Raw genomic sequence first — 23,609 nt, 5'->3', positions numbered from 1 at the left:
ACCAACCCCTCACGCCTCGGACCGCCACTGGGTGTACACCGAGGCGATGCCGTCCCGCAGCGGGATCGTCGGCTTCCAGCCGAGATCCGTCAGCCGGGACACGTCCAGCAGCTTGCGCGGGGTGCCATCGGGCTTGGTCGAGTCCCAGGCGATGGCACCCCCGTAGCCGACGACGTCCCTGACGGTCTCCGCGAGTTCGCGGATCGTCAGGTCGTCGCCGCAGCCGACGTTGACCGGCTCGTCGCCGTCGTAGGTGCGCAGCAGCAGCGCGCAGGCGGCGGCGAGATCGTCGACGTGCAGGAACTCGCGCCGCGGGGAGCCGGTGCCCCAGAGCTCGACGCTCTCGCGCCCGTCGCGCTTCGCCTCGTGGAAGCGGCGGATCAGGGCCGGCAGGACATGCGAGGTCTCCAGGTCGAAGTTGTCGCCGGGACCGTAGAGATTGGTCGGCATCGCGGAGATGTACGCGGCGCCGTACTGCCGCCGGTAGGACTGGATCTGGACGATGCCGGCGATCTTGGCGAGCGCGTACGGCTCGTTGGTCGGCTCCAGCGGGCCGGTGAGCAGCGCGTCCTCGCGGATCGGCTGCGGGGCGAGCTTGGGGTAGATGCAGGACGAGCCGAGGAAGAGCAGCCGACCCACCCCGGCGGCGTGCGAGCCGGCGATGACGCTCAGCTGGATCCGCAGGTTGTCCTCGATGAACTGCACCGGGTAGGTGCTGTTGGCCATGATCCCGCCGACCTTGGCGGCGGCGAGCACGACCGCGTCCGGCCGGACCTCCGCGAGGAACTTCCCGGTCTCCGCGGCGTCCCGCAGGTCCAGCCCGTCCCGGCCCCGGGTGATCACCTGGTAGCCGTCGGCGGTGAGCTGGCGGGTGACCGCCGAGCCGACCAGACCGCGGTGTCCCGCGACGAAGATCCGGGCGCTGGGCGGGAGAAGTTCCCTCGTAGCCGTCATGGCACCGGATTATGCCCTGCGGCATCACCCATGCGGATCTGAGTCCAGCCTTCCGTACGAAAACAGCAATATATCCGGATCCCTAAGGGGGGACCGCGTGAGCAAGAGCGCACTCATCACCGGCGTCACCGGCCAGGACGGCTCGTACCTGGCCGAACTGCTGCTCGCCAAGGGCTACACGGTGCACGGTCTCGTGCGCCGGTCGTCCAGCTTCAACACCGAGCGGATCGACCACATCTACCAGGGCCCGCAGGAGGTGAATCGTTCCCTCGTGCTGCACCACGCCGATCTGTCGGACGGCGTCGCCCTGGTCAACCTGCTGCGCGACCTGCGGCCCGACGAGGTGTACAACCTCGGCGCGCAGTCGCATGTCCGGGTCTCCTTCGACGCGCCGCTCTACACCGGCGACGTGACCGGGCTGGGCGCGCTGCGCCTGCTGGAGGCGGTCCGCGCGAGCGGTATCAGCACCCGCGTCTACCAGGCCTCGTCGTCGGAGATGTTCGGCGCCGCGCCGCCGCCGCAGAACGAGAGCACGCCGTTCCACCCGCGCAGCCCCTACGGCTGCGCCAAGGTCTTCGGCTACTGGTCGACGGTGAACTACCGCGAGGCGTACGGGATGTTCGCCGTCAACGGGATCCTGTTCAACCACGAGTCCCCGCGCCGCGGCGAGACCTTCGTCACGCGGAAGATCACCCGCGCGGTCGCCCGGATCCAGGCCGGCCTGCAGGACCGGCTCTACCTCGGCAACCTGGACGCGGTCCGCGACTGGGGATACGCGCCGGAGTACGTGGACGCGATGTGGCGGATGCTGCAGCGCGACGAACCGGACGACTACGTGGTGGCCACCGGCCAACCTGCTACGGTGCGCCAGTTCGTGGAGACCGCCTTTGCCCATGCGGGACTGGATTGGGCTGAACATGTTCGCTACGACCCCAAGTACGAGCGGCCCAGCGAGGTCGACGCGCTCATCGGGGACGCGAGCAAGGCCCGCGATCTCCTTGGCTGGGAGGCATCGGTCAAGGTGGACGAACTGGCCCGGATCATGGTGGATGCCGATATCCGTCATGTCTCTGATCAGTTGGCGGGCGCAACTGTCCGTATCGATCGTTGATGTTTCGCCAAAAGTGCAGACCGGGGCTTACTGATCGCCCTACTCTGCCCAGCACCGCCGGCTGTACGAGCCGCGGGCAAACGCTAAGGGCCTGGGGGGCTACGCATGCGTAAATTGGGGGTGTTCTCGGTTGCCATCGCTTTGGCGGCCGCGACACTGGGAGCCATGACGTCGCAGTCCGCGACGGCACTGACTCCGCCGGTCGCCATCACGGCGGACGACCTTTCGACCTGGCAGACCAACGGGATCGTCTGGGCCTTCGCCCAGGCGGACGGGGTGGTCTTCGCCGGGGGCACGTTCACGGCCATCCGGCCGCCCGGCTCGGCAGCCGGCCAGAACGAGCAGCCCGCGGTCAACTTCGCCGCGTTCGACACCACGACGGGCGCACCCACCGGGTGCAACCTGTCCTTCACCGGCGGCACGGAGACGGTCCGCGCGCTCACCGTCTCGCCGGACCACAAGACGCTCTACGCGGGCGGCTCCTTCGGCGCCGTCAACGGCGTCGGGGTGAGCAACCTGGCGGCGATCGACATCGCCACCTGCACCCCGCGCAACGACTTCCACGTCAACGTCACCGCTACCGTGCGCGCGCTGGCGGCGACCAGCGACACCGTCTACCTCGGCGGCGACTTCCAGACCGTCGCCGGCCAGAACCGCGGCCACCTGGCCGCGATCAACACCGCGGGCGACCTGAAGCCGTGGACGGTCGACACCGACGAGACCGCGCGGGCCGTCGAGGTGGCGGCCGACGGCACCCATGTGATCGTCGGCGGTGACTTCTACACCGTGAACGGCGCGAACTCACACGCCCTGGCGGTGGTCGACGCGACCACCGGAGCCGTCACCAAGAACTACCCGAACGGCTTCATCGACAACACGTCGGTCGTCAAGGACATCATCACCGACAGCACCGGCTTCTACGTCGCCAACGAGGGCACCGGCGGCGGGGTGTTCGACGGCCGGATCGCCTTCAACTACAGCGACTGGAACCAGCGCTGGCGTGACACCTGCCTGGGCGCCACCCAGAACCTGGCGCTCTACCAGTCGGTCCTGTACAGCGGCTCGCACGCCCACGACTGCTCGACCATGGGCGAGTACCCGGACGGCACCCGCAAGCACCTGCTGGCGGAGTCGGTCGACAGCCCGACGCTGCTGCCCTGGTTCCCCGACACCAACGACGGTATCGGCGAGCTGGTCGGCCCGCGCGTCCTGATCGTGGCGTCCGGCGGCGGCAAGGACTACCTCTGGGCCGGCGGTGGCTTCACCACCACCAACCTCAAGGCCCAGCAGGGTCTGACGCGCTTCTCGAACGGACCTGACACCGGGGCGCCCAGCATCCCCCAGGTCGTCGCGTCGAGCGTGGAGCCCGGCAAGGTCCAGGTCCGCTGGCAGACCAGCCTGGACCTCGACGACGGCAACCTGACCTACAACGTGTACCGGAACAACGGTGCCACCCCGGTCTACACCGTCAGCGCCTCCTCACTGCCGTGGGTGCGCCCGCAGCTCACCTTCACCGACACCAATGTGGTGGCGGGCACCTCGTACACCTACCGGGTGTCGGCGAGCGACGGCACCAACGTCAGCGCCAAGTCGGCCAACGCGACGACCGTCGCCGCGGCCACCGCCGAGTCGTACCCCGCCAAGGTCGTCGCCGACGGCGCCGGCCTGTACTGGCGCTACGACGAGACGGCCGGTTACCTGGCGGACGCCTCCGGCAGCCAGGTCGCCGGTGACAACGTCGGTTACTCGACCCGCCGGGTCGTCCCCGCCGCGGTGCAGGGCAACAGCACGGCGGTCACGTACAACGGCACCAGCCAGTACTCCTACAGCGACCGCGCCTTCCCGCGGCCGGCCTCGTACAGCGTGGAGACCTGGTTCAAGACCACCACCACGCAGGGCGGAAAGCTCGTCGGCTTCGGCAGCAACACCAACGGCCGGCTCAGCTCCAACTACGACAAGCACATCTACATGACCAACAACGGCTCGCTGATCTTCGGCGCATACGCCAACGGGACGCGCACCATCGGCAGCGCCGCCGGCCTGAACAACGGCCAGTGGCACCACGTGGTCGGCACCCAGGGATCCAACGGCATGCGGCTGTACGTCGACGGAAACCTCGTGGCCGGCAACACCACCTACACCACCAGCCAGGACTACACCGGTTACTGGCACGTCGGCGGGGACCAGCTCAACGGCTGGCCGAGCCAGCCCGCGAGCAGCTACTTCGCGGGCTCCATCGACGAGACCGCGATCTACCCGAGCGTTCTGACTCCCACGCAGATCGCCCAGCACCACACCCTGGGGCTCACCGGATGATCCACCCGCTCCGGGCCACCGCCGCTGCCGTCATCACGACGGCAGCGGCGGTGGTGTTCCTGACCGGCTGCTCCAGCAGCCATGACACGGCCGCCCCGTCCGCGGGGAACGGTCCTTCCGCCTCGGCCCCCGCCTCCGGGGGCCTCGACCAGAACCCCACCGCGACCGCCGCTCCGACGACGCCGGGACCCACCGTTCCGGCGGCGGAGCTGACGCCGGTGACGGGCTCGTTCACCAAGCAGCAGAAGCAGTACCTGAACGGCCGGGTGCCCAAGGGATCGGACCCGGCGGCCGTGCTCGAAGTCGGCCAGGAGTCCTGCGACAAGATCAAGTTCATCGCCAAACGGAACCCCGACGCGGCGGCGAGCGGCATCGTCCTCGGCCAGATCTCCGGCGCGCACGACGCCGTCATCGCGCTCTGCCCCGAGCAGAAGCCGATACTCGACGCGGCCGAACACGGCTTCACCGACGGCACCTTCACCGTCGGGAACAAGCCGAAGACCGGCAGCGTCATCACCCCCGGCACCTACCACGCGCCGACCCCGTCGAAGAACTGCTCCTGGAAGATCACCGGTGCGGACGGCAAGGCGGTCTCCGGCGGCAAGGCCCTGGTCACCGTCCCGGTCGGCGCGCGCGGGTTCTCCAGCACGGGCTGCTCCGTGTGGCTCTTCTCGAAGGGGGAGTGACCGGCGTATGCGGGTTCTGCACGCCGTCACCCTGCACACGCCCAGCCACGCCTTCGGCGGTCCGACGCGGGTGGCGCTCAGCCTCTCGCGCGGGCTGCGCGAGCGCGGGGTGGACGCCCGGCTGGTCACCCTCGGCGACGAGTTCGAGGGGCCGCTGCCCGACGAGGTCGAAGGAGTGCCGGCCCGGCTCTTCCAGGCCCGGCACCTGATCCGGCGGTTCGGCGTCGCGGGGATCACCTCCCCGTCGCTGCTGGCCGGGGCGCGCCGGTTGGTGAAGTCGGCGGACATCGTGCACGTCCATCTGATGCGGGACCTGGTCACCCTGCCGATCGCGCTCGCCGCCCTGCAGTGCGGCCGGCCGCTGGTCCTGCAGACGCACGGGATGATCGACCCGACCGAGCGGCTCCCCGCCAAGATCTCCGACGCGTTCGGAGTGCGGCGGGTGCTGCGGCGCGCGGACGCGGTGCTGTGCCTGACGGAGACCGAGCGCCGCAACGTCAACGCCGTGGTGGAACCGGTCGAGCTGACCAACACCGTACGGCTGGCCAACGGAGTGGAGCCGCAGGGCGAGTACCTCCCGGAACGGCGGGCCTCCGCGCACGGCGGGCCGCCCACGGTGCTGTATCTGGCCCGGTTGCACCCCGCCAAGCGGCCCGAGGACTTCATCGAGGCGGTCCCTGGTGTGCTCGGCAAGTACCCGGAAGCACGCTTCGTGCTCGCCGGGCCCGACACCGGCGGGCTCGACGCGACTCTCGCCCGCGCCCGCGCGCTGGGGGTCGACGGGTCGGTGGAGTACGTCGGCGCGCTCGACAGGTCCGAGGTGTACGAGCACCTGCGGCGGGCGGACGTCTACGTCATCCCGTCGATCCAGGAGTCGTTCTCGCTCTCCGCGGCCGAGGCGATGTCCGTGGGCACGCCGGTGGTCGTCACCAGGACCTGCGGGCTGGCCCCCGACATCGAGGCGGCGGGCGCCGGACGGCTCGTCGACAGCCGCGAGGAGACCGGCGCCGAGAACGGCGCCCGGATCGCCGGCGCGATCCTGGAACTGCTCGACCCGGCGGTGCACGCGGCGGCCTCCGTCGCGGCCCGCCGGCTGATCCACGACTCCTTCACCATCGACGCGATCGTGGACCACCTGCAAAAGGTGTACGCGGACGTGCGACGCTGATCGGGCGCACGGAATGGGGGCTGGAGCCATGGCGGTTGACGTACGGGGACCCGAGGCGGGGATGCGGCGGCCCGAGCTGCCCGCGGTGTCCCCCCGGGCCGTGCTCTCCCGCGCCCTGGCCGTGCCGCTGGTGCTCGGCCTGGTCGTCTTCCTGCCCGCCGCCGTGGCCCTCCAGCCGGGCGCGGGCGTGCATGACGAGGCGTACTGGCTGCAGATCGCGCTGACCTGCTACGCCGGGGCCCGGCTGTCGTCGATGATCCTCACCACCCGCCGCCGCCGGCTCATCCAGGGGTCGTTCTGGCTCTTCGTCTACGCGGCGATGGGTGTCGCCTCGCTCGCCCAGCTCGTTCTGGGCCGCGTCCCGACCCCGCTGGTCGGCCCGCGCAGCGACCTGTCGGCGGCCCTCGCGCTGACCCTCGTGGGCTGTGTCGCCTTCGATGTCGGTGTCCTGCTGGCCCGGCACCGCCCGGTGCGCACCGGGCGCAAGGAGCGCCCGGCGGCCTCCGTGAGCCCGCGCCGGCTCTATCTGCTGGTGGTGCTGGCGTTCGTGGCCAGCTCTTACTACGTCATGAAGCTCGGCGGGCCCGCGGTGCTGTTCAGCAGCCGCCAGGAGATCAGCGACACCCTCGCGGAGACCGGGGTGGCCACCGCCGGTTCGCACGCGGGCTCCGCGACGCTGCGCGGCTTCGGGACGGTGCCCGCGCTGCTGGCGCTGCTCTTCCTCACCCGCTGGCTGGTGACCTCGCGCATCGCACGCCGGCGGCCGCTGCCGATCCTGCTGTGGATCGCCACGGCCGGGCTGAACATCGTCGTCAACAACCCGATTTCCAACGCCCGGTTCTGGTTCCTGACGGTGCTCTTCTCGATCCTGTTCACGGCGTTCCCGAGAAGCCCCGTGATGTACCGCTCCGCGCTGGCCCTGGGCGTCGTCGCGGCGCTGCTGGTGTTCCCCTTCATGGACCGGTTCCGCTACGACGCGGCCGACTACAAGCCCATGGAGACCAACTCGGTCCTCGAACCGCTGGCGCGCAAGGACTACGACCAGACGGTGATGTTCGCCAACGCCATCACCGAGGTGCACTCCGGCGCGGGTCACACCTACGGGCACCAGCTCGCCGGCGCGGTCTTCTTCTACGTGCCCCGCTCGGCCTGGCCCGACAAGGCGCTCGACACCGGCATCATGCTCGGCCAGTGGATGGGCAACAAGAACACCAACCTCTCCTCGCCGCTGTGGTCCGAACTGTGGCTGGATTTCGGACCGATCGGCATGACCGTCGGCTTCCTGGGCGTCGGTTATCTCGCGGCGCGCGGTGACCGGCGCTACGCGCTGCGCACCGCGGACGGCGGGCGGCCGGGCGACATGACGGCCATCATCGTGCCGCTGATCGCCGGCTACTCCTTCATCCTGCTGCGCGGTTCACTTCTCCAGGCCTCCGGCCGGATCGGGATCGCCGTGCTGTGCCTGGCCATGGTCGCTTCCTTCCGCACCGACCCGCGCAAGCTCCTGCGCTGACGCCGCCGAGGCGCTGACCGAGCCGATCCGCAGCCAGGTGGCGACCGCCTTCGAGACGGAGCCGAGGCCCAGGCCCCAGGCAGCGCCGAGGACACCGCCGATGGCGTAGCCGGTGAGCATGAAGGCCACCGCCGCCAGCGAGAAGACCACCTGGATCGGCAGCGTGGTGCGCGGGCGCAGCACCCGCAGCGTCAGCAGCCCGCAGGTGCCGACCGCCATCGCCGTGTACTGGCTGCCGCTGGCCGGCAGCAGATGGGCGGCGTTCGGCCAGGTGTCACCGAGGAGTTGTCTGCCGATCCGGTCCGGCAGCAGGTACAGCACGGTGGCCCAGCTCGCGGCGACGCCGGCCAGCACGGCGGCGAGCACGGCGGTGGCGCGGACCTGGCCGCGTACGCTCTCCGTCCGGTTCAGCAGCGGCGGGCCGAACGCCGTCGACGCGTTGAACAGGACGTTCAGCGGCCCGAAGAGGGTGGTCGCGCCGCGCAGCGCGCCGACCGCCAGCGGGGTCGCGAAGAGCCCGAGGCCGAGGATCGCCAGCTGGCTGGATCCGTTGCCGACACCGAACTCGACGACGAAGCGCTGTCCGAGATGGCCGCGGCGCACATACTTCCGCAGGTCCGCCGGGACATCGCGCAGCAGCGGGGCGAGCAGGGCGAAGGCGGTCAGCAGCGCGGGCAGCGCCGACAGGCCCCAGACCTCCACCAGCCGGGCCGGGCCCGCGCCGTGCGGCTGCACGGCCAGCGCCGGCAGCGCGACGGCGAGCCGTACGAGGTCGGCGGCGAGCGCGTAGTGCGGCAGCCGCAGCGCGGAGAAGCAGTACCGGATCCCGTCCTGGGTGAGGGCGATGGGCAGGATGAGCCCGAGGACGGCCAGCGCGGCGGCGGTGTCGCCGGGCACGAAGGCCAGCACCGCCGCGGCCGTGAACCCGATGACGGTGGACGCGACGACGGTGAAGACCGCCGCCGAGCGGCAGGCGGCACGGATCACCCGGTCCTCGCCGCGGACCAGCACCAGCGCCTGACCGACGTAGCTGACGCCCACGCCGAGCAGGATGGTGAAGACCATGTAGACCATGGAGAAGACCGCGAACCCGGCGGCGCTGGACAGCCGCGCGGCGACCACCAGCACCAGGATGTTGGTGAGCGCCGAGACGCCCTGGTCCGCGACGGAGCAGGCTATGGAGGCTTTCGGGCCTGTCCGGCCGATCACGACACGGGCGATCGTTCGGGCTCCGGGACGACGCCCTCCAGCAGGTCGGCCGTCGCGGACCCGGGGGCGCTGCCGCCGTTATCGGCCGGCGCGGGAGCGGGGGCCGTACGGTCCTGGGAGCGCCGCCACGGCAGGGTGAATCCGGTGCCGCCCGACGAGTGCAGCACCGCGCCGAGCACGGTGCCGCCGGCGCCGCTGATGAGTTCGCGGACCCGCTCCAGGTCGGCCCGGTGCACCTCGCGCGGGTCGCAGACCACCAGGACGCCGTCCACCCGGTCGACGAGCGCGAGCGCGTCGGCGTAGGCGAGCACGGCGGGCGCGTGGACGATGACCGCGGACTTCGGCGCGTCGGCCTCGGAGATGAGCCGGGTGGCCGGCACCGAGGTCAGCGCGCGGGCGACGTTGCGGACCCGGCGGCCCGGCACCAGGTCGAAGGAGCCGGACTCGCCGGCGTCGACGGAGATCTGGTGGCCGGCCGGCCAGCCGCCGTCGCCCACCGAGGGGGTACGGGCCCAGGCCGGACGGGAGCCGTCGCCGGAGCGCAGCCGCTCGGCCAGTGTCGGGGTGCGCAGGTCGGCCTCGATGAGCAGGACCTCCATGCCGGTCTCGGCGAAGGAGGCGGCCAGGTTGACCGAGACGGCGGTGGCGGTCTCGCTGGAGCCGCGCGGCGCGACCACCAGCAGCCGTCGGCGGTCGGCGAACCGCTGGTCGTAGGCGAGCCGGAAGGCCACCGAGCGGTACGCCTCGGCGAGCCGGCTCTCGGTGTTGTCGAGGGCGAGCAGCGGGCCGGGCTCACGACTGTCGCGGACCCGCGGCAGCGTCCCGAGGACGGGGGCGCGCAGCGCGCGCACCACATCGCTGTCGGAGCGGGCGGCCGGGTCGAAGACCAGTCGTACCCAGGCGGCGAGCAGCCCGATGGCGATCCCGACGGCGAGGCCGAGGCCGAGGGCCATCGGCAGTCCGAGCCCGGCGGGCGAGGTCGGCGGGACGGCCGTGCGGATCACATTGCCCGAGGTGGTGTCGAGGGCCTTCAGCTCGCTGATGTTGCCGTTGAGCTCGGAGATCCGGCCCAGCAGGTTGGTCTGCGCGTTGGTGTTGGTGGCGACGCTGTTGGCGTCCTTGAGGTTCTGCCGCTCGATCTGCTTGCGCAGCGCCTCGGACTGCTTCACCAGCGGGTCCAGCTGGATCTTGTAGCCGTTGACCATGATCGCGATGCTCGACGCGGTCTGCTGCTGCCGGTTGTCCAGGTACGCCTGGGTGAGGGCGTTGGCCCGCGCCGCCGCTTCCTTCGGGCTGTGACCGGTGTACGCGAAGTCCAGGGCCGTGGTCTGCGGGGGGTTGGTCACCTGCAGGTTGGCGAGCAGTTCGATGGCCGCGTCCGGCTGTCCCAGCGCCTTGGCCGCGCGCTCCGCGACGACGCCGCTGGCGGCGGTCTGCCGCTCCGAGCCCATGTTCAGGATCTTGTCGGGGGTCGCGCCGGTGGCGAAGGGGTTCACGGAGGCGGCCCGGACGGTGATCTCGCTCGTCGCGACGTACTTGTCCGCGCCCGACAGGGCCAGCGCAGCGCCGCCGAGCAGCCCGATCACCACACCGACCACGATCAGTGCCCGGTAGCGGATCAGCTGGCGGAACTGGTCGCGCAACAGGTCCGGTTCGTCATGCTGCTCGATCACGTGCGTGAAACCCCCTCAGGCGCGCGCTCCCCATGCGCTCGCTCATTATGCGCGTTCGTCAACGGATCAGGTGTCCGAATGCGCGGGCTCCGGGGCCGGCGCGGGTTCGGTGCGGGGTACGGGTGGCGCGGCCGGGGCCGGCGGGGTGGTGTCGAGGACTTCGGCCACGAGGGCGTCGATCCGCTCCAGGCCCGCGGTACGGCTGAGATGCGCGTCGGCGTAGCGCGGCCCGTGGGACCCCAGCTCGTCGGCCGCTTCTGGGTCCTGGGCGAGTCCGAGGACCGCTCTCAGCAGTGCGTGCGGGTCCTCGGGGGCCACCAGGACGCCCGCGCCGGAGCGCAGCACCTCCTCCGCCGTGCCGCCCTCGGCGGCCACCGAGGCGACGACCGGCCGCCCGGTGGCGAAGTACGAAGTGAGCTTGGAGGGGATGCTCATGTCGAGGACGGACGCGCGCTGGGTGACGGCGAGGACGTCGGCGGCGGCGAGGACGTCGGGGAACTCCGCGTCGTCGACCGGCTGCATGAACTCCAGGTTGGGCATCCCGCCGGCCAGCGCGCGCAGCTGCTCGCGCTGGTTGCCGTCCCCCATGAGGACGACGCGGACGGCCGGGTCCAGGCGGGCCGTCTCGACCAGCACCTCCAGGCCCTGCTTGAGGCCCATGTTGCCCGAGTGCAGGACGACGGTCTGGCCCTCGCGCCAGCCCAGCCGGGCGCGCATCTCGGCGCGGGGGCGGGAGGGGCGGGCCACGTGCGACCAGTTGGGGACGACGCGTATCCGCTCCCGCGGTACGCCGAGCGCGGCGACCTTGTCGGTGAAGCTCTCGTGGATGACGCCGACCAGCGTCGCGCGCTTGAGCACGTACGACTCGACGGCGCTGGCGGCGGATGCCGCCCGGTCCCCGCCGCTGATGCCGCTCTGCTTGGCGGCCGCGCCCATCAGGTCCTGCACGATGGGGACGTAGGGGACGCCGTGCCGCCGGGCGGCCCGTGCTCCGAGGACGCCGCCGGCCAGGCTGGGCAGCTGTGCGACGACCACGTCGGGCCGAACGGGCGGTGGCGCGAGCAGGCCGTGGGCGAGCACCGACGCCTCGAACAGGGCGCGGCGCACGGCCGTCTGGCGCGGTGGCACGGTGTGCCGGCGACGGTGCACCCGCACCCCGCCGCGCTCCTCCTCGGTCCGCCAGACCCCCCGGTAGGCGGGGTCGGTCTCCCAGGCCGGGTAGTGCGGCATCCCGGCGAGCACCGACACCTCGGCGCCGCCCGCCGCCCAGTGTTCGGCGATCTGCGTGGCATACGGCCCGATGCCGGTGTGCTCCGGCGCGTAATTGGTTGAAACCAACAACAGCCGTTTGTGGCGAAAACTGTCAAGAGCCGACACGCCGAGCCCCGTTCCCCCCAGAAGTGACCAAGCGTCCACCCTAACTGTTCACCAGTGCTACATGTTGATGATTCCAGGCGGTCTTTCTTTCGCAAATCGTCCCTTAGTATCTGCGGCGTCCGGCTATCGTCTGAGGCTCACCATCGCCATGGTCGTTACCAGGCGGGGCAGTACGGCTGGGGGGTCGTTTCGTGGCACACCGTGTCGGCTACGCGCCAGGGGTCTACGACCTCTTCCACGTGGGGCATCTCAACATCCTTCGGCATGCCCGGAGTCAGTGCGACTATCTCGTCGCGGGGGTCGTCTCCGATGAAATGGCCGAATTGGCCAAGGGCCGGCGGCCCATGGTCCCGCTGATCGAGCGGCTGGAAATCGTCCGCAGCGTGCGCTTCGTGGACGCGGCCTTCGTCGAGACCGTCCCCGACAAGGTGGAGACCTGGCAGCAGGTGCGCTTCGACGTCATCTTCAAGGGCGACGACTGGCGCGGCACCGAGAAGGGCGCGCGCCTGGAGCGGGACTTCGCCGCGGTCGGCGTCGAGGTCGTGTACTTCCCGTACACCGTGCACACGTCCAGCACCCAGCTGCGCCGGGCACTGGACGTCCTCACCGAACCCGTCACCCCGGAAGGCGCCGAGCGGCGCGGCTAGGGTCGAGCGGCGGGGACGAGCTGCGCGGTCGGCCGACGGAGTCAGTCGGCGGGTCAGGCGGCGAGATCAGGCGGGGGGGTCAGGCGGGGGGATCAGGCTGCGGGGGCTCCCACGGCCTTCAGCTCGCGGAACCACTTCGCCAGGAACGCGCCCAGGAACAGCACGTACACCCCGCACAGGAAGGCATAGGCGCACAGGAACGCCCGCCCGCCGCCCAGCGCCAGGAAGACCACGCAGAAGACCCCGTAGTCGACGGGCAGCAGGGCCACGGCCCTGATCCGCGACGGGGCGGCCGGTACGGATCCGGGCGCGGGCTTCGGCTTGAGCTTCTCGGTCAGCAGCCCGCCGACGTAGATCAGCACGGCGGCGAACTGGAAGCCGAGCGGCAGCAGCAGCCAGCCCTCGCCCGGCAGATCGAAGAAGCGGTAGAAGGAGATCAGCACCGCGGCGTGCACGCCGGTGATCTTCCCGCAGTCCACCACATGGTCCAGCCACTCCCCCGCCGGGCTGCCGCGGCGCAGCAGCCGCGCCAGCTGGCCGTCGGCCGAGTCGAAGGCGAAACCGATCACCAGGGCGAGGTAGACCGCGACCGACAGCGTCCAGGACGGGCGCACCAGCGCCACCGCCGCGATGGCGCCGTAGGTGAATGCCGCGCTGACCAGCGTCACCTGATTGGGTGTCAATCCGACCCGGTAGGCCGCCGCGGCGAGCACCCGGCCGGCGGGCCGGTTGATGTAGCGCGAGTACAGCGACACCCCCTTCGCCGACTTCTGCGCGGTGCGCAGTTCTCGCAGCGCAGTGCCGAAACCGGCCTCCCGCACCGCCGTTGTCTCCACCACGTAGCCCCCCACGTCGTACGTACCTCTGGCCGCTCGCGTACCGCGGGTCCACATCATGTCAGCCGGTTCCGCCACGCGCCGCGCCGCCCCAATAACATCAAAAGATCGGGCATTGCGCCCTAAAGTGGTCCTCAATGTCCATGACCCGCCGTACCGTGCTGCAGGTCGCCGCCGCCGGAGCCCTGCTCACCGGCTGTGCGGACGGCCGGCCCCCCGCGTCCGGGGTCTCCCCGGATCCGGCGGCCAGCCAGGCGCCTCCCGCTTCCTCCCCTCCCGTCCTGCGCCCGCTGCCGCCCGGCCTGCCCGCGCAGATCGAGCACGGGCCCAGGAACCGCCCCCAGGTCGCCCTCACCTTCCACGGCCGGGGCGAACCGGCCATCGCCACCGCCCTGCTGACGGAGGCGGAGAAGGCCGGGGCGCGGCTGACCGTGCTGGCTGTCGGCGAGTGGCTGGACGAGCACCCCCACATCGCCCGCCGGGTGCTCGACGGCGGCCATGAGCTGGGCAACCACACCCAGACCCACGGCAACATCTGCGCAATGGACGCGGCCGCCGCGACCGCGGAGATCACCGGCTGCGCGGACCGGCTGCGCAAGCTCACCGGTTCGCCCGGCCGCTGGTTCCGGCCGTCCCAGGCCCGACTGGCCACCCCGCTCGTCGAACGCCTCGCCCGGCAGGCGGGATACGAGCACGTCCTCGCGTACGACGTCGACTCCCTCGACTTCACCGAACCCGGAACCGGGGCCGTCCGCGCCAAGGTGGCCAAGGACGTCGGCCCCGGATCCGTGGTGAGCCTGCACTTCGGGTACGCCGGCACGATCGCCGCACTGCCCGGGATCCTCGACGACCTGAAACGGCGCGGGCTGCGCGCTGTGACCACGACGGAGCTACTGATTTGATGCGTCCTGTGTACCGTGCGCGCCGCGCCGCCCTGATCGCCGCCGCCATCGCCCTCGTGACCGCCACCGCCGGCTGTGGGAAGGGCGGCAGCGAGCAGCACGCGCCCGCTCCCGCGGTGACCAAGGCCGCCGTCAGGACCGCCCCGAAGGTGGCGCCCCAGGGCCTGCCGGGCATGCCGCCGGTGCTCGACCCGAAGGACGTCTACGCGGCGGACCGCCCCAACGCGCTCTCCCCGGCCGTGCGGAACTTCCCGTCCCGGGTGTACGTGCCGAACAGCAACGACAACACGGTGTCGGTGATCGACCCGAAGACGTACAAGGTCATCGAGACGATCCCGGTCGACGAGCAGCCGCAGCACGTCGTCCCGTCCTGGGACCTGAAGACGCTCTGGGTCAACAACAACCGGGGCCACACGCTGACCCCGATCAACCCGGCCAACGGCGAGGTCGGCAAGACGGTCGCGGTGCACGACCCCTACAACCTGTACTTCACCCCGGACGGCAAGTACGCGGTGGTGATGGCCTCGCTCGACCGCGAGCTGGTCTTCCGGGACGCGCACACCATGGCGATCAGGAAGACCGTCCCGGTGTCCTGCTACGGCGTCAACCACGCCGACTTCTCCCCCGACGGCCGGTACTTCCTCGTCTCCTGCGAGTTCTCCGGCGAGCTGCTCAAGGTCGACACCGAGAAGATGGAGGTGGTCGGCCAGCAGCGGCTGCCGTTCGACGGCGCGATGCCGCAGGACGTGAAGATGTCCCCCGACGGCAAGACCTGGTACGTCGCCGACATGATGGCCGACGGCATGTGGGTGCTCAACGGCGACACGTTCTCCAAGCCGTACCTGATGCCCACCGGCAAGGGCACGCACGGGCTCTACGTCAGCCGTGACTCCAGGTCGATGTACATCTCCAACCGCGGCGAGGGGTCTGTGTCGGTGCTGGACTTCGCCACCAACAAGCTCATCCACAAGTGGCGGATCCCCGGCGGCGGCAGCCCCGACATGGGCGGCGTGTCCGCCGACGGCAAGGTCCTGTGGCTGTCGGGGCGCTACAACTCCGAGGTCTACGCGATGGACACCGCGGACGGCCACACCATCGCCAAGATCCCGGTCGGCTCGGGCCCGCACGGCCTGGCCGTCTATCCGCAGCCCGGCCGCTACTCGCTGGGCCACACCGGCATCTTCCGTTAGGACCTGCCCGGCCGGACAGGTCCTAACCGCCGGGTGACGGCAGCACGCTCCGCGCCAGGAGGGTGGCGGCCGCGGCCCGGGGCGCGCTGCCCTCCCGCCAGGTGCGGCTGGGGTGCACCGAGTTGGTGAGCAGCACCAGGAACGTGTCGGTGGCGGGATCGATCACCAGGCTCGTACCGGTGAAGCCGCTGTGCCCGACGGCGCCGTGCCCGGCCAGCTCGCCCATCAGGGCCGGCTGGTCGGTCTCGAACCCGGGGTAGGACCCGGGATGGGACGCCGGGTAGGGCCCGTCGCCGTCGAGCAGCGCCCGGCAGAACAGGGCCAGGTCCCAGGCGGTGGAGAAGAGCCCCGCGTGCCCGCTGACACCGCCCGCCGCGTAGGCGTTCTCGTCATGGACGACACCGTGCACCATGCCGCGGTCGAGCTTGCCCCACGGCCGGCGCTGGTCCTCGGTCGCGGCGATCCGCGGCAGCAGGGCGGCGGACGGGTTGTACCCCGTGTCGGTCATGCCGAGCGGCCCGGTGATCCCGTCGCTGACCAGGACGTCCAACGGCCGGCCGGTGGCGCGTTCCAGCACCTGCTGGAGCGCGATCAGATTGAGGTCGGAGTAGATCCGGACGGTGCCCGGCGGATGCAGCGGCTTCTCGTCCCACAGCAGCCGCAGCCGGGCCGGCGCGGTGGGCAGGTCGTAGAGCGGCAGCTCGGGCCGGAAGCCGGAGGTGTGGTCGAGCAACTGCCGTACGGTGATGTCCGCCTTGCCCGCGGCCACGAACTCCGGCACGTACGAGGCCACCGGCCGGTCCAGCTCCAGGTGCCGCACCGCGAGGACGGCCGCGAAGAGCTTACTGACGGACGCCAGGTCGAAGATCGTGTCGGGCCGCATCGGCACCCACTGCTCAGGGGGCAGTTCCACACCGCGGTCGGCGGCCTCGTCGTAGGCCGCGTACCGCACCGCCCAGCCGACCGCCTCGTGCAGCGCGACGACATCGCCGCGCCCGGCGAGTACGACCGCGCCCGCACACCAGGGGTGGACGGGCGAGGCCTCCAGGGCCGTCCTCAGCCCGGGGACGATCCGCTGCAGTTCTACGGCGTCGAGGCCCGCCTCAGGGCAGGTACCTCTCGATAGCCGCGGCGCCATGTTCCTCCAGCTCCTTGCGGGCCCTCTCGATCCGGGCGGGAGTGGGTTCGCGGCCGGAGAGCATCACCAGGTCCTCCGGATCGACCGGGTTCTCGGACCCGGTGTGCAGCACGCTGTCGGCGGTCTTGAACGCCCAGCGGTTCCCGTCGATCGGCTCGGACATTCCTGCCTCCTGATGAACTACGGTGCATCCACCCTACGACGCCACGGGCGGCACAGCCCGGCGAAGCATCCGACGGCGACCAGCGCGCAGGCCAGCTGGACCAGTGCCATCGGTACCGCCGTGTGCTCGCCGGCGATCCCGACCAGCGGCGAAACGACCGCGCCGATGAGGAACGACGTCGTACCGAGCAGGGCGGACGCGGAGCCGGCCGCGTGCTTGGTGCGCATCAGCGCCAGCGCGTTCGTGTTGGGCAGCGCCAGGCCCATCGCGGACATCAGGACGAACAGGCCCGCCGCCATCGGCACGAGCCCCACCCGGCCGAAGACCCCGGACGCCATGATCAGCAGCGCGACGGCGGCCAGCGTGATCACCGCGAGGCCCACTCCGAGCGTCCTGTCGAGGCTGAACCGGCCGATCAGCACCTTTCCGTTGAGCTGGCCGGCCGCGACCAGCCCGATCGAGTTCAGGCCGAAGAGCAGGCTGAAGGTCTGCGGTGACGCGCCGTAGATGTCCTGGACGACGAAGGCCGAGGCGGAGATGTAGGCGAAGAGGGCGGCGAAGGCGAAGCCGCCCGCGAGCATGTAGCCGGTGAAGGCCCGGTCGGCGAGCAGCCCGCGCATCGCGGAGAGCGTCTGGCCGAGGCCGCCGCTGTGCCGGTCCGCCGGCTCCAGGGACTCGTCCAGCTGCCGCCAGACCAGCAGCGTGAGCAGCACCCCGATCACGGTCAGTACGCCGAAGACGCCGCGCCAGTCGGTGAGCCGCAGCACCTGCCCGCCGATGACGGGTGCGATGACCGGGGCGACCCCGGAGACGAGCATGAGGGTGGAGAAGAACTTGGCCATCTCGACGCCGTCGTAGAGGTCACGGACGACGGCACGGGCGATGACGATGCCCGCGGCGCCCGCCAGGCCCTGGAAGAGCCGGAAGGCGATCAGCAGCTCGGCGCTGGGCGCGAAGGCGCATACGGCGGTGGCGACGACGTAGACCACCATGCCGACCAGGAGCGGACGGCGGCGCCCCCACTTGTCGCTCATCGGCCCGACGACCAGCTGCCCGAGCGCCATGCCGGCCAGGCAGGCGGTGAGGGTGAGCTGGATGGTCGCGGCGGGGCTGTGCAGCGCGTCGGTGACCTTCGGCAGGGCCGGCAGGTACATGTCCATGGAGAGCGGTGCCAGCGCGGTCAGCCCGCCCAGCACCAGCGTGACGAGCCACCCGGTACGGCGCTGCGCGGCGAGCTGTCGCGCGCCGGATATTCGCGCGTCGGCGGTCGGGCCGGCTTCCTGCATGGGGCACCCCCGGTAATAGTTGAATCGTTGCCTATCCTTTCAGGCATTCACACGTGGTCGAGACCTGGTGGGGCGGACGCATGGTGCACGGCGAGCATGACGCAGACGGCGGACACGGAACAGAAGGCGTTTCCGGCACGCGGGGCGCGGAGGATGCACGGGGTACGGGGGACGCGCGGGGCACCGAGGGCGCGGGCCGTGACCGGCGGATCCGGTGGGGAATCCTGGCGACCGGCGGCATCGCCGCCACCTTCACCGAGGCCCTGCTGACCCTGCCGGACGCCGAGGTCGCCGCGGTCGGCTCCCGCGGCATCGACTCGGCCAAGGCCTTCGCGGACCGCTACGGCATCGCCCGCGCCTACGGAAGCTGGGCCGAGCTCGCCCAGGACGACACCCTCGACGTCGTCTACGTCGCCACCCCGCACTCCGCGCACCGCGCCGCCGCCGGGCTCTGCCTGGAGGCCGGCCGGGCCGTGCTGTGCGAGAAGGCGTTCACGGTCAACGTCCGCGAGGCCGTCGAGCTGACCGCCCTCGCCGCCGACCGCGGCAGCTTCCTCATGGAGGCGATGTGGATGTACTGCAACCCGCTGATCCTGCGCCTGCTCGACCTCGTACGGGACGGCGCCATCGGCGAGATCCGCACCATCCACGCGGACTTCGGACTCGCCGGCCCGTTCACCGCCGACCACCGGCTCCGCGACCCCGCCCAGGCCGGCGGCGCGCTGCTGGACCTCGGCGTGTACCCCGTCTCCTTCGCGCAGCTGCTGCTCGGCGAGCCCGACTCCGTCCTGGCCACCGCCCACCTCACCCCTGAGGGCGTCGACGACAACACCGGCATCGTCCTGGGCTGGGACAGCGGCGCCCTCGCCCTCCTCAGCTGCTCCATCACCTCCGGCACACCCGTCACCGCTTCGGTGACCGGCACCGCCGGACGCATCGAGATCCCGTACGGCTATTTCTTCCCCGACCGGTTCACCCTGTACCGCGACGGCCACGAGCCGCGGGAGTACCTGCTCTCCGAGGTCACCGACGTCCCGGAGCGCGACAGCATGCGGCACGAGGCCGCCGAGGTCATGCGCTGCCTGCGGGCCGGCGAGACCCAGTCGCCGCTGGTGCCGCTGTCCGGAACCCTCGCCGTCATGCGCACCCTGGACACCGTCCGCGAGCAGATCGGCGTGCGGTACCCGGGCGAGTGACCGCTCGCCTCCCCGGGATCGGCGGGCTTCGTCGGTGCTGCTCCGGATCTTCCGGAGAGCCCGGCGGACGGTGCCCGGAGAATTAGGATCGGCCCATGGCTGAGCTGCTGACGCACGACGGGACGTGGACGTTCGACGACAGGGTCATCCGTATCGTCCCAGGCCGTGACCGGGGCGTGCACAAGCTCCGGCAGATGCTCGGCGAGGTCGCCGTACCGCTCCGCGCCGTGGCCGGCATCGCTTACGAGCCGGGCCGCAAGGGCGGCCGGCTCCGGCTGCGGCTGCGGGACGGCGCCGACCCGCTCCTGTACGCCACGGGCGGCGGCCTGCCGGACGCCGCCGACCCGTACCAGGTGGCCGTGGACCCGGACCGCACCGGCGTCGCCGAGTACTTCGCCGACGAGGTGCGCAACGCCCTGCTGCTGGAACAGGTGCCGACCGGGCCGACCGACGCCTATCTGCTCCCCGGCCCCAAGGTGCCCCTGTCGGCGAGCGGCGGCGACGGCGCCGCGACCTTCGACGGCGACCGGGTGGCCATCAGCTGGAACTGGATGGCCGAGGAGAGCAAGAAGTCGGCCGGCGCCCGGGAACTGCCGCTCGGCGACCTGGTCGGCGTGGAGTGGCGCCCCAACGTCGGCCTGGAGAACGGGCACCTGCGCTTCCGCGTCAGGGGCGCGCAGTCCACCACCCAGCCGCCCAAGCACGACCCGAACAGCATCGTCCTGTGGGGCCTGAAGAAGGAGATCGGGCACACCGCCCTCCTCGCGGCGGCCGTCGCCGCGCGGCTGCCGCACCCCTCGGACTCCGCTCAGGCGGACGCGCGACCCGAACTGCTCGCCAAGCAGCCGGTGGCGGATGACGCCGTCCCGGCGCTGGTCTCTGACCACGCCGAGGACCCGGACGCGCTGCTGCGGCGGCTGCGCGAACTGGGCGACCTCAAGCGCGACGGAATACTGACCGACGAGGAGTTCACCGCCGCCAAGTCCGCCCTGCTGCGCCGCTTCGGCTGAGGGGCGCGACGGGCCGGGCGGACCGGCGGACCGGCGGACCGGCGGACCAGGTGGATCGGGCGGATCGGGCGGGTCGGGCCGGGCGGATCCGGCCCTACCGCGCTCCGGCTACTGCGCTCCGTGGGCCGGTGCGATGGCCGCGATGCGGGTGGCCAGGCCGAAATCCTTCGACGTCAGCCGGCCGCCGGCCGAATGCGTGGTGATCGACACGCCGAGCGTGTCGTAACCGAGGGTGAGATCCGAGTGGTGGTCCAGCTCGGCCTGCACCTGCGCGATGTGCACGGCGAGGATCGCGGCTGCCAGGTGCGCCAGCCGGTACGTGCGGACGAGAGAGGTCCCGTCGGCGGAGAGTTGCCAGCCCGGGAGTTCCGCGAGACGGTCCGCGATCTCCTTGTCGGACAGCGGGTCGACGATCGGCATATGGCCTCCTGCGGGACGGTGGTCACCTTCGGGGCGGCGCTGATCTCCATCCTCGCACCGCATACCCTGCGATGCCATGAGTGAGATCCAGAAGGTGGCAGTGGTGACGGGCGCCGGTTCCGGCGTGGGGCGCGCGGTGGCGCTGGCGCTGACCGGGGCCGGCTGGTCGGTGGCGCTCGCCGGCCGCCGCCCGGAGGCGCTGGAAGAAACAGCCCGGCTGGCGGAGGCGGAGGCCACGGACGGGCGCACCCTCGTCGTACCCGCGGACGTGACCAGGCCCGAGGACGTCGACCGGCTCTTCGCGACGGTACGGAGCAGCTTCGGGCCGCTCGGCCTGCTGTTCAACAACGCCGGGATGTTCGGGCCGCCGGTGCCGCTGGAGGACCTCACGTACGAGCAGTGGCGCTCCGTCGTCGACGTCAACCTCACCGGCGCGTTCCTCTGCGCACAGGCAGCGTTCCGGGCGATGAAGGAGCAGGACCCGCAGGGCGGCCGGATCATCAACAACGGCTCGATCTCGGCGCATGTGCCGCGCCCGAACAGCGTCGCGTACACGTCCACCAAGCACGCGATGACCGGCCTGACGAAGTCCCTGTCCCTGGACGGCCGCGCCTACCGGATCGCCTGCGGCCAGATCGACATCGGCAACGCGGCGACCGAGATGACCACCCGGATGACGACCGGGATCCAGCAGGCCAACGGCACGACGGCGGTGGAACCGGTGATGGACGTGACCGATGTGGCGCGCACGGTGCTGCACATGGCCGGGCTACCGCTGGAGGCGAACGTGCAGTTCGCGACGGTGATGGCGACGACGATGCCGTACATCGGGCGCGGCTGATCCGTTCGGCGGCCGTACTCGAAGAGATTGCTGACACTTCGTCAGCACGGGCATTCCGCTCTCAAGATCCTCGCGCTACGGTCCCGCTCCCGACCAGGAAGGGACCCTCGTATGCGGACCGGAGCACGCGCCGCCACCGCGCTCGCCCTCGCACTCGTCCTCGCAGGACCGCTCGTCCCCGCCGCCCGGGCGGCGGGGACAGGCTCGCCGGCAGCCCCGCCGACTTCAGTAGCCCCGACGGCCGAGGTGCACGACCGGGTGCTCGCCGTCCCCGGCACCGTCAACGCCCGGGACACCGGCGGCTACCGCACCTACGACGGCGCCACCACCCGGTGGAACACCCTCTACCGGACCGAGAGCCTGGCCAAGCTCCCGCCGGCCGGCGTCACCGCCCTCGCCGGCCTCGGGCTGCGCGCCGTCATCGACCTGCGCAGCCCCTCGGAGGTCCGGGCCGACGGGCCCGACCGGCTCCCGTCCGGGCCCGTAGCCGTCGCGCTGCCCGTCGACGACACCGGCCTGTACCTGTTCATCGCGCAGGTCGTCGGCAGCGCCGACCCGATTGCGCAGGAGGCGGCCCTCGGCGGGGACAGGGCGGCGCAGCGGATGCGCACCGCCTACCGCGGCTTCGTCACCTCCGCGGCGAACCGCGCCGCCCTGGGCGCTGCGATCCGCCGGATCGCGGACTCCACGGGACCGGTGGTGGTGCACTGCACCGCGGGCAAGGACCGTACGGGCGTGCTGGTCGACACGGTCCTGCGGGCCGTCGGCGTACCGCAGACCACGACCACCGCCGACTACCTGCTCTCCAACGACCTGCGCGCCGCCGCCGACCGGGCCGTTCGCGACCAGGTCAAAGCGCTGGGCCTGATGCAGAACCCGGACCTCCTCATCCCGCTCCAGGAGGTCAGGACGGAGTACCTCGCCGCCTTCCGGGACCAGGCGGCGCACGACTACGGATCCTTCGGCCGCTTCCTGACCGACGGCCTGGGACTGGACCCGGCGACGCTGCTACGGCTGCGCCTGCGGCTGGTCGGCTGATCGGCTGACCCGCGAAGCCCCGGCAAGGACGCGGGAACATCGTGGCGGCCGGGGTCGTTGGTGCAGGTCATGACGTCCATTTACGGCACCGAGGTGCTCCGCTACACCGCTTTCTCCGACGACCCGGCCGGGGGCAACCCGGCCGGTGTCGTCCTGGACGCCGCCCGCCTCGGCGAGACGGAGATGCTCGCCGTCGCCGCCGAGGTCGGCTACTCGGAGACGGCCTTCATCACCGCCTCGCAGGGACGCTCGCTGACCGTCCGCTACTTCAGCCCGAAGGCCGAAGTGCCGTTCTGCGGGCACGCCACCGTCGCCACCGCGGTCGCCCTGGCCGAGCGGATCGGCGCCGGTGACCTGCTCTTCTCGACCCGCGCGGGCGACGTCCCCGTCACGGTCGCCGCGGACGCCTCCGGCGCCCTGCGCGCCACCCTCACCAGCGTCGAGCCGCACGTCGAGGAGGTCCCCGAAGCGGCCGTCACCGAGGCGCTCGAAGCACTGGGATGGCCCGCCGCCGACCTCGATCCGGCCTTCTCCCCGCGCATCGCCTACGCCGGCGCCCGCCACCTCGTACTCGGCGCCGCCACCCGCGAGCGCCTGGCCGCGCTCGACTACGACTTCGAGCGGCTGGCCGCCTTCATGCTCAGCCTCGACCTGACCACCGTCCAACTGGTCTGGCGCGCCTCGGACTCCGTCTTCCACGTCCGCGACCCGTTCCCGGTCGGCGGCGTCGTCGAGGACCCGGCCACCGGCGCGGCTGCCCTGGCGCTCGGCGCGTACCTCCGCGACCAGCGCCTGGTCACCGCGCCCGCCATCCTCACCCTCCACCAGGGCGACGACCTCGGCCGCCCCGGCCTCCTCACCGTCGAACTGCGCGAGAACGACCCCCGCATCCGCGTCAGCGGAACGGGGGCCGTCATCCCGGACCCGGCGTGACA

At 71.6% G+C, this 23,609-nt stretch carries 22 protein-coding genes; 13 read left to right on the top strand and 9 right to left on the bottom strand.

What is annotated here, in order from left to right; translation table 11 throughout:
• Window positions 1-9: 9 nt before the first annotated feature.
• On the bottom strand, window positions 10-954 hold the full coding sequence (locus AC07DC_RS33630; RefSeq protein ID WP_478918280.1) for a GDP-L-fucose synthase family protein: 945 nt from the start codon (window positions 952-954) through the stop codon (window positions 10-12).
• Between the two features lie 97 nt (window positions 955-1,051).
• Here AC07DC_RS33630 and gmd point away from each other — a divergent pair, with 97 nt between their 5' ends.
• The 5 genes from gmd to AC07DC_RS33605 all read left to right on the top strand — a co-directional run bounded on the left by gmd (window position 1,052) and on the right by AC07DC_RS33605 (window position 7,748).
• The gene (gmd, locus tag AC07DC_RS33625) at window positions 1,052-2,065 is read left to right on the top strand and encodes a GDP-mannose 4,6-dehydratase (RefSeq protein ID WP_478918279.1); all 1,014 of its coding nucleotides are present in this window, start codon (window positions 1,052-1,054) and stop codon (window positions 2,063-2,065) included.
• A 105-nt stretch (window positions 2,066-2,170) separates the two neighbouring features.
• The gene (locus AC07DC_RS33620; RefSeq protein ID WP_478918278.1) at window positions 2,171-4,381 is read left to right on the top strand and encodes a LamG-like jellyroll fold domain-containing protein; all 2,211 of its coding nucleotides are present in this window, start codon (window positions 2,171-2,173) and stop codon (window positions 4,379-4,381) included.
• Entirely contained in the window at window positions 4,378-5,067 is a 690-nt protein-coding gene (locus AC07DC_RS33615) for a hypothetical protein (RefSeq protein WP_478918277.1), read from the top strand. The genes AC07DC_RS33620 and AC07DC_RS33615 overlap by 4 nt, the downstream gene beginning before the upstream one ends.
• 7 nt (window positions 5,068-5,074) lie before the next feature.
• On the top strand, window positions 5,075-6,235 hold the full coding sequence (locus AC07DC_RS33610) for a glycosyltransferase (protein WP_478918276.1): 1,161 nt from the start codon (window positions 5,075-5,077) through the stop codon (window positions 6,233-6,235).
• A gap of 28 nt (window positions 6,236-6,263) precedes the next feature.
• Window positions 6,264-7,748: an O-antigen polymerase gene (locus AC07DC_RS33605; protein WP_478918275.1), complete on the top strand. Its 1,485-nt coding sequence runs from the start codon at window positions 6,264-6,266 to the stop codon at window positions 7,746-7,748.
• Here AC07DC_RS33605 and AC07DC_RS33600 read toward each other — a convergent pair.
• The 3 genes from AC07DC_RS33600 to AC07DC_RS33590 form a co-directional block, all read right to left on the bottom strand.
• On the bottom strand, window positions 7,653-8,957 hold the full coding sequence (locus AC07DC_RS33600) for an MATE family efflux transporter (RefSeq protein WP_478918274.1): 1,305 nt from the start codon (window positions 8,955-8,957) through the stop codon (window positions 7,653-7,655). The two genes, AC07DC_RS33605 and AC07DC_RS33600, sit on opposite strands and share 96 nt — an antisense overlap.
• Window positions 8,954-10,630 (bottom strand): tyrosine-protein kinase domain-containing protein, encoded by a 1,677-nt coding sequence (locus AC07DC_RS33595; RefSeq protein WP_478918273.1) that lies wholly within the window; start codon window positions 10,628-10,630, stop codon window positions 8,954-8,956. The genes AC07DC_RS33600 and AC07DC_RS33595 overlap by 4 nt, the downstream gene beginning before the upstream one ends.
• Before the next feature lie 66 nt (window positions 10,631-10,696).
• Complete coding sequence (locus tag AC07DC_RS33590) at window positions 10,697-11,968, bottom strand: glycosyltransferase family 4 protein (protein ID WP_478918383.1); 1,272 nt, start codon at window positions 11,966-11,968, stop codon at window positions 10,697-10,699.
• Between the two features lie 230 nt (window positions 11,969-12,198).
• Here AC07DC_RS33590 and AC07DC_RS33585 point away from each other — a divergent pair, with 230 nt between their 5' ends.
• Window positions 12,199-12,654, top strand: coding sequence for an FAD synthase family protein (locus tag AC07DC_RS33585; RefSeq protein WP_478918272.1), 456 nt, complete (start codon window positions 12,199-12,201; stop codon window positions 12,652-12,654).
• Window positions 12,655-12,746: 92 nt separating this feature from the next.
• Here the strand turns inward: AC07DC_RS33585 and AC07DC_RS33580 are convergent, their stop codons facing one another.
• Entirely contained in the window at window positions 12,747-13,439 is a 693-nt protein-coding gene (locus AC07DC_RS33580; RefSeq protein WP_478918382.1) for a CDP-alcohol phosphatidyltransferase family protein, read from the bottom strand.
• Between the two features lie 188 nt (window positions 13,440-13,627).
• Here AC07DC_RS33580 and AC07DC_RS33575 point away from each other — a divergent pair, with 188 nt between their 5' ends.
• Entirely contained in the window at window positions 13,628-14,392 is a 765-nt protein-coding gene (locus AC07DC_RS33575; protein WP_478918271.1) for a polysaccharide deacetylase family protein, read from the top strand.
• Entirely contained in the window at window positions 14,392-15,582 is a 1,191-nt protein-coding gene (locus AC07DC_RS33570; protein ID WP_478918270.1) for a YncE family protein, read from the top strand. Before AC07DC_RS33575 ends, AC07DC_RS33570 begins: the two co-directional genes overlap by 1 nt.
• A gap of 22 nt (window positions 15,583-15,604) precedes the next feature.
• Here AC07DC_RS33570 and AC07DC_RS33565 read toward each other — a convergent pair whose 3' ends face one another.
• Genes AC07DC_RS33565 through AC07DC_RS33555 form a run of 3 tightly spaced genes read right to left on the bottom strand, consistent with a single transcriptional unit; the run spans window position 15,605 to window position 18,169 of the window.
• Window positions 15,605-16,720, bottom strand: a complete 1,116-nt coding sequence (locus AC07DC_RS33565) for a serine hydrolase domain-containing protein (RefSeq protein WP_478918269.1) — start codon at window positions 16,718-16,720, stop codon at window positions 15,605-15,607.
• Window positions 16,686-16,883 carry a hypothetical protein gene (locus AC07DC_RS33560; protein WP_478918268.1) on the bottom strand — a complete coding sequence of 66 codons (198 nt, stop codon included), beginning with the start codon at window positions 16,881-16,883 and terminating at the stop codon, window positions 16,686-16,688. Before AC07DC_RS33560 ends, AC07DC_RS33565 begins: the two co-directional genes overlap by 35 nt.
• A 17-nt stretch (window positions 16,884-16,900) precedes the next feature.
• Window positions 16,901-18,169 (bottom strand): multidrug effflux MFS transporter, encoded by a 1,269-nt coding sequence (locus AC07DC_RS33555; RefSeq protein WP_478918267.1) that lies wholly within the window; start codon window positions 18,167-18,169, stop codon window positions 16,901-16,903.
• 53 nt (window positions 18,170-18,222) lie between these two features.
• Between AC07DC_RS33555 and AC07DC_RS33550 the strand changes: the two genes are divergently transcribed.
• Together AC07DC_RS33550 and AC07DC_RS33545 are read left to right on the top strand one after the other, a co-directional pair.
• Window positions 18,223-19,365, top strand: coding sequence for a Gfo/Idh/MocA family protein (locus tag AC07DC_RS33550; protein ID WP_478918266.1), 1,143 nt, complete (start codon window positions 18,223-18,225; stop codon window positions 19,363-19,365).
• Between the two features lie 95 nt (window positions 19,366-19,460).
• Entirely contained in the window at window positions 19,461-20,375 is a 915-nt protein-coding gene (locus AC07DC_RS33545; RefSeq protein ID WP_478918265.1) for a DUF4429 domain-containing protein, read from the top strand.
• 108 nt (window positions 20,376-20,483) lie between these two features.
• Here the strand turns inward: AC07DC_RS33545 and AC07DC_RS33540 are convergent, their stop codons facing one another.
• The gene (locus AC07DC_RS33540) at window positions 20,484-20,795 is read right to left on the bottom strand and encodes a 4a-hydroxytetrahydrobiopterin dehydratase (RefSeq protein ID WP_478918264.1); all 312 of its coding nucleotides are present in this window, start codon (window positions 20,793-20,795) and stop codon (window positions 20,484-20,486) included.
• Between the two features lie 76 nt (window positions 20,796-20,871).
• Here AC07DC_RS33540 and AC07DC_RS33535 point away from each other — a divergent pair, with 76 nt between their 5' ends.
• From AC07DC_RS33535 to AC07DC_RS33525, 3 genes are all read left to right on the top strand, one after another.
• Complete coding sequence (locus AC07DC_RS33535) at window positions 20,872-21,636, top strand: SDR family oxidoreductase (RefSeq protein WP_478918263.1); 765 nt, start codon at window positions 20,872-20,874, stop codon at window positions 21,634-21,636.
• A 111-nt stretch (window positions 21,637-21,747) separates the two neighbouring features.
• Entirely contained in the window at window positions 21,748-22,674 is a 927-nt protein-coding gene (locus tag AC07DC_RS33530) for a tyrosine-protein phosphatase (RefSeq protein WP_478918262.1), read from the top strand.
• A gap of 69 nt (window positions 22,675-22,743) precedes the next feature.
• Entirely contained in the window at window positions 22,744-23,607 is an 864-nt protein-coding gene (locus AC07DC_RS33525; RefSeq protein ID WP_478918261.1) for a PhzF family phenazine biosynthesis protein, read from the top strand.
• Window positions 23,608-23,609 lie beyond the last annotated feature (2 nt).

The sequence above is a fragment of the Streptomyces sp. NPDC045021 genome (assembly GCF_056432645.1).
The sequence above is the reverse complement of the archived record's forward strand: the minus strand, read 5'-3'. Positions and strand labels throughout refer to the sequence as shown.

Coding starts and splice junctions, on each gene's coding strand:
- AC07DC_RS33630 (WP_478918280.1), bottom strand. CDS start 954: ATGACGGCTACGAGGGAACTTCTCCCGCCCAGCGCCCGGATCTTCGTC.
- AC07DC_RS33620 (WP_478918278.1), top strand. CDS start 2,171: ATGCGTAAATTGGGGGTGTTCTCGGTTGCCATCGCTTTGGCGGCCGCG.
- AC07DC_RS33615 (WP_478918277.1), top strand. CDS start 4,378: ATGATCCACCCGCTCCGGGCCACCGCCGCTGCCGTCATCACGACGGCA.
- AC07DC_RS33610 (WP_478918276.1), top strand. CDS start 5,075: ATGCGGGTTCTGCACGCCGTCACCCTGCACACGCCCAGCCACGCCTTC.
- AC07DC_RS33605 (WP_478918275.1), top strand. CDS start 6,264: ATGGCGGTTGACGTACGGGGACCCGAGGCGGGGATGCGGCGGCCCGAG.
- AC07DC_RS33575 (WP_478918271.1), top strand. CDS start 13,628: ATGTCCATGACCCGCCGTACCGTGCTGCAGGTCGCCGCCGCCGGAGCC.
- AC07DC_RS33570 (WP_478918270.1), top strand. CDS start 14,392: ATGCGTCCTGTGTACCGTGCGCGCCGCGCCGCCCTGATCGCCGCCGCC.
- AC07DC_RS33565 (WP_478918269.1), bottom strand. CDS start 16,720: ATGGCGCCGCGGCTATCGAGAGGTACCTGCCCTGAGGCGGGCCTCGAC.
- AC07DC_RS33560 (WP_478918268.1), bottom strand. CDS start 16,883: ATGTCCGAGCCGATCGACGGGAACCGCTGGGCGTTCAAGACCGCCGAC.
- AC07DC_RS33555 (WP_478918267.1), bottom strand. CDS start 18,169: ATGCAGGAAGCCGGCCCGACCGCCGACGCGCGAATATCCGGCGCGCGA.
- AC07DC_RS33545 (WP_478918265.1), top strand. CDS start 19,461: ATGGCTGAGCTGCTGACGCACGACGGGACGTGGACGTTCGACGACAGG.
- AC07DC_RS33540 (WP_478918264.1), bottom strand. CDS start 20,795: ATGCCGATCGTCGACCCGCTGTCCGACAAGGAGATCGCGGACCGTCTC.
- AC07DC_RS33535 (WP_478918263.1), top strand. CDS start 20,872: ATGAGTGAGATCCAGAAGGTGGCAGTGGTGACGGGCGCCGGTTCCGGC.
- AC07DC_RS33530 (WP_478918262.1), top strand. CDS start 21,748: ATGCGGACCGGAGCACGCGCCGCCACCGCGCTCGCCCTCGCACTCGTC.
- AC07DC_RS33525 (WP_478918261.1), top strand. CDS start 22,744: ATGACGTCCATTTACGGCACCGAGGTGCTCCGCTACACCGCTTTCTCC.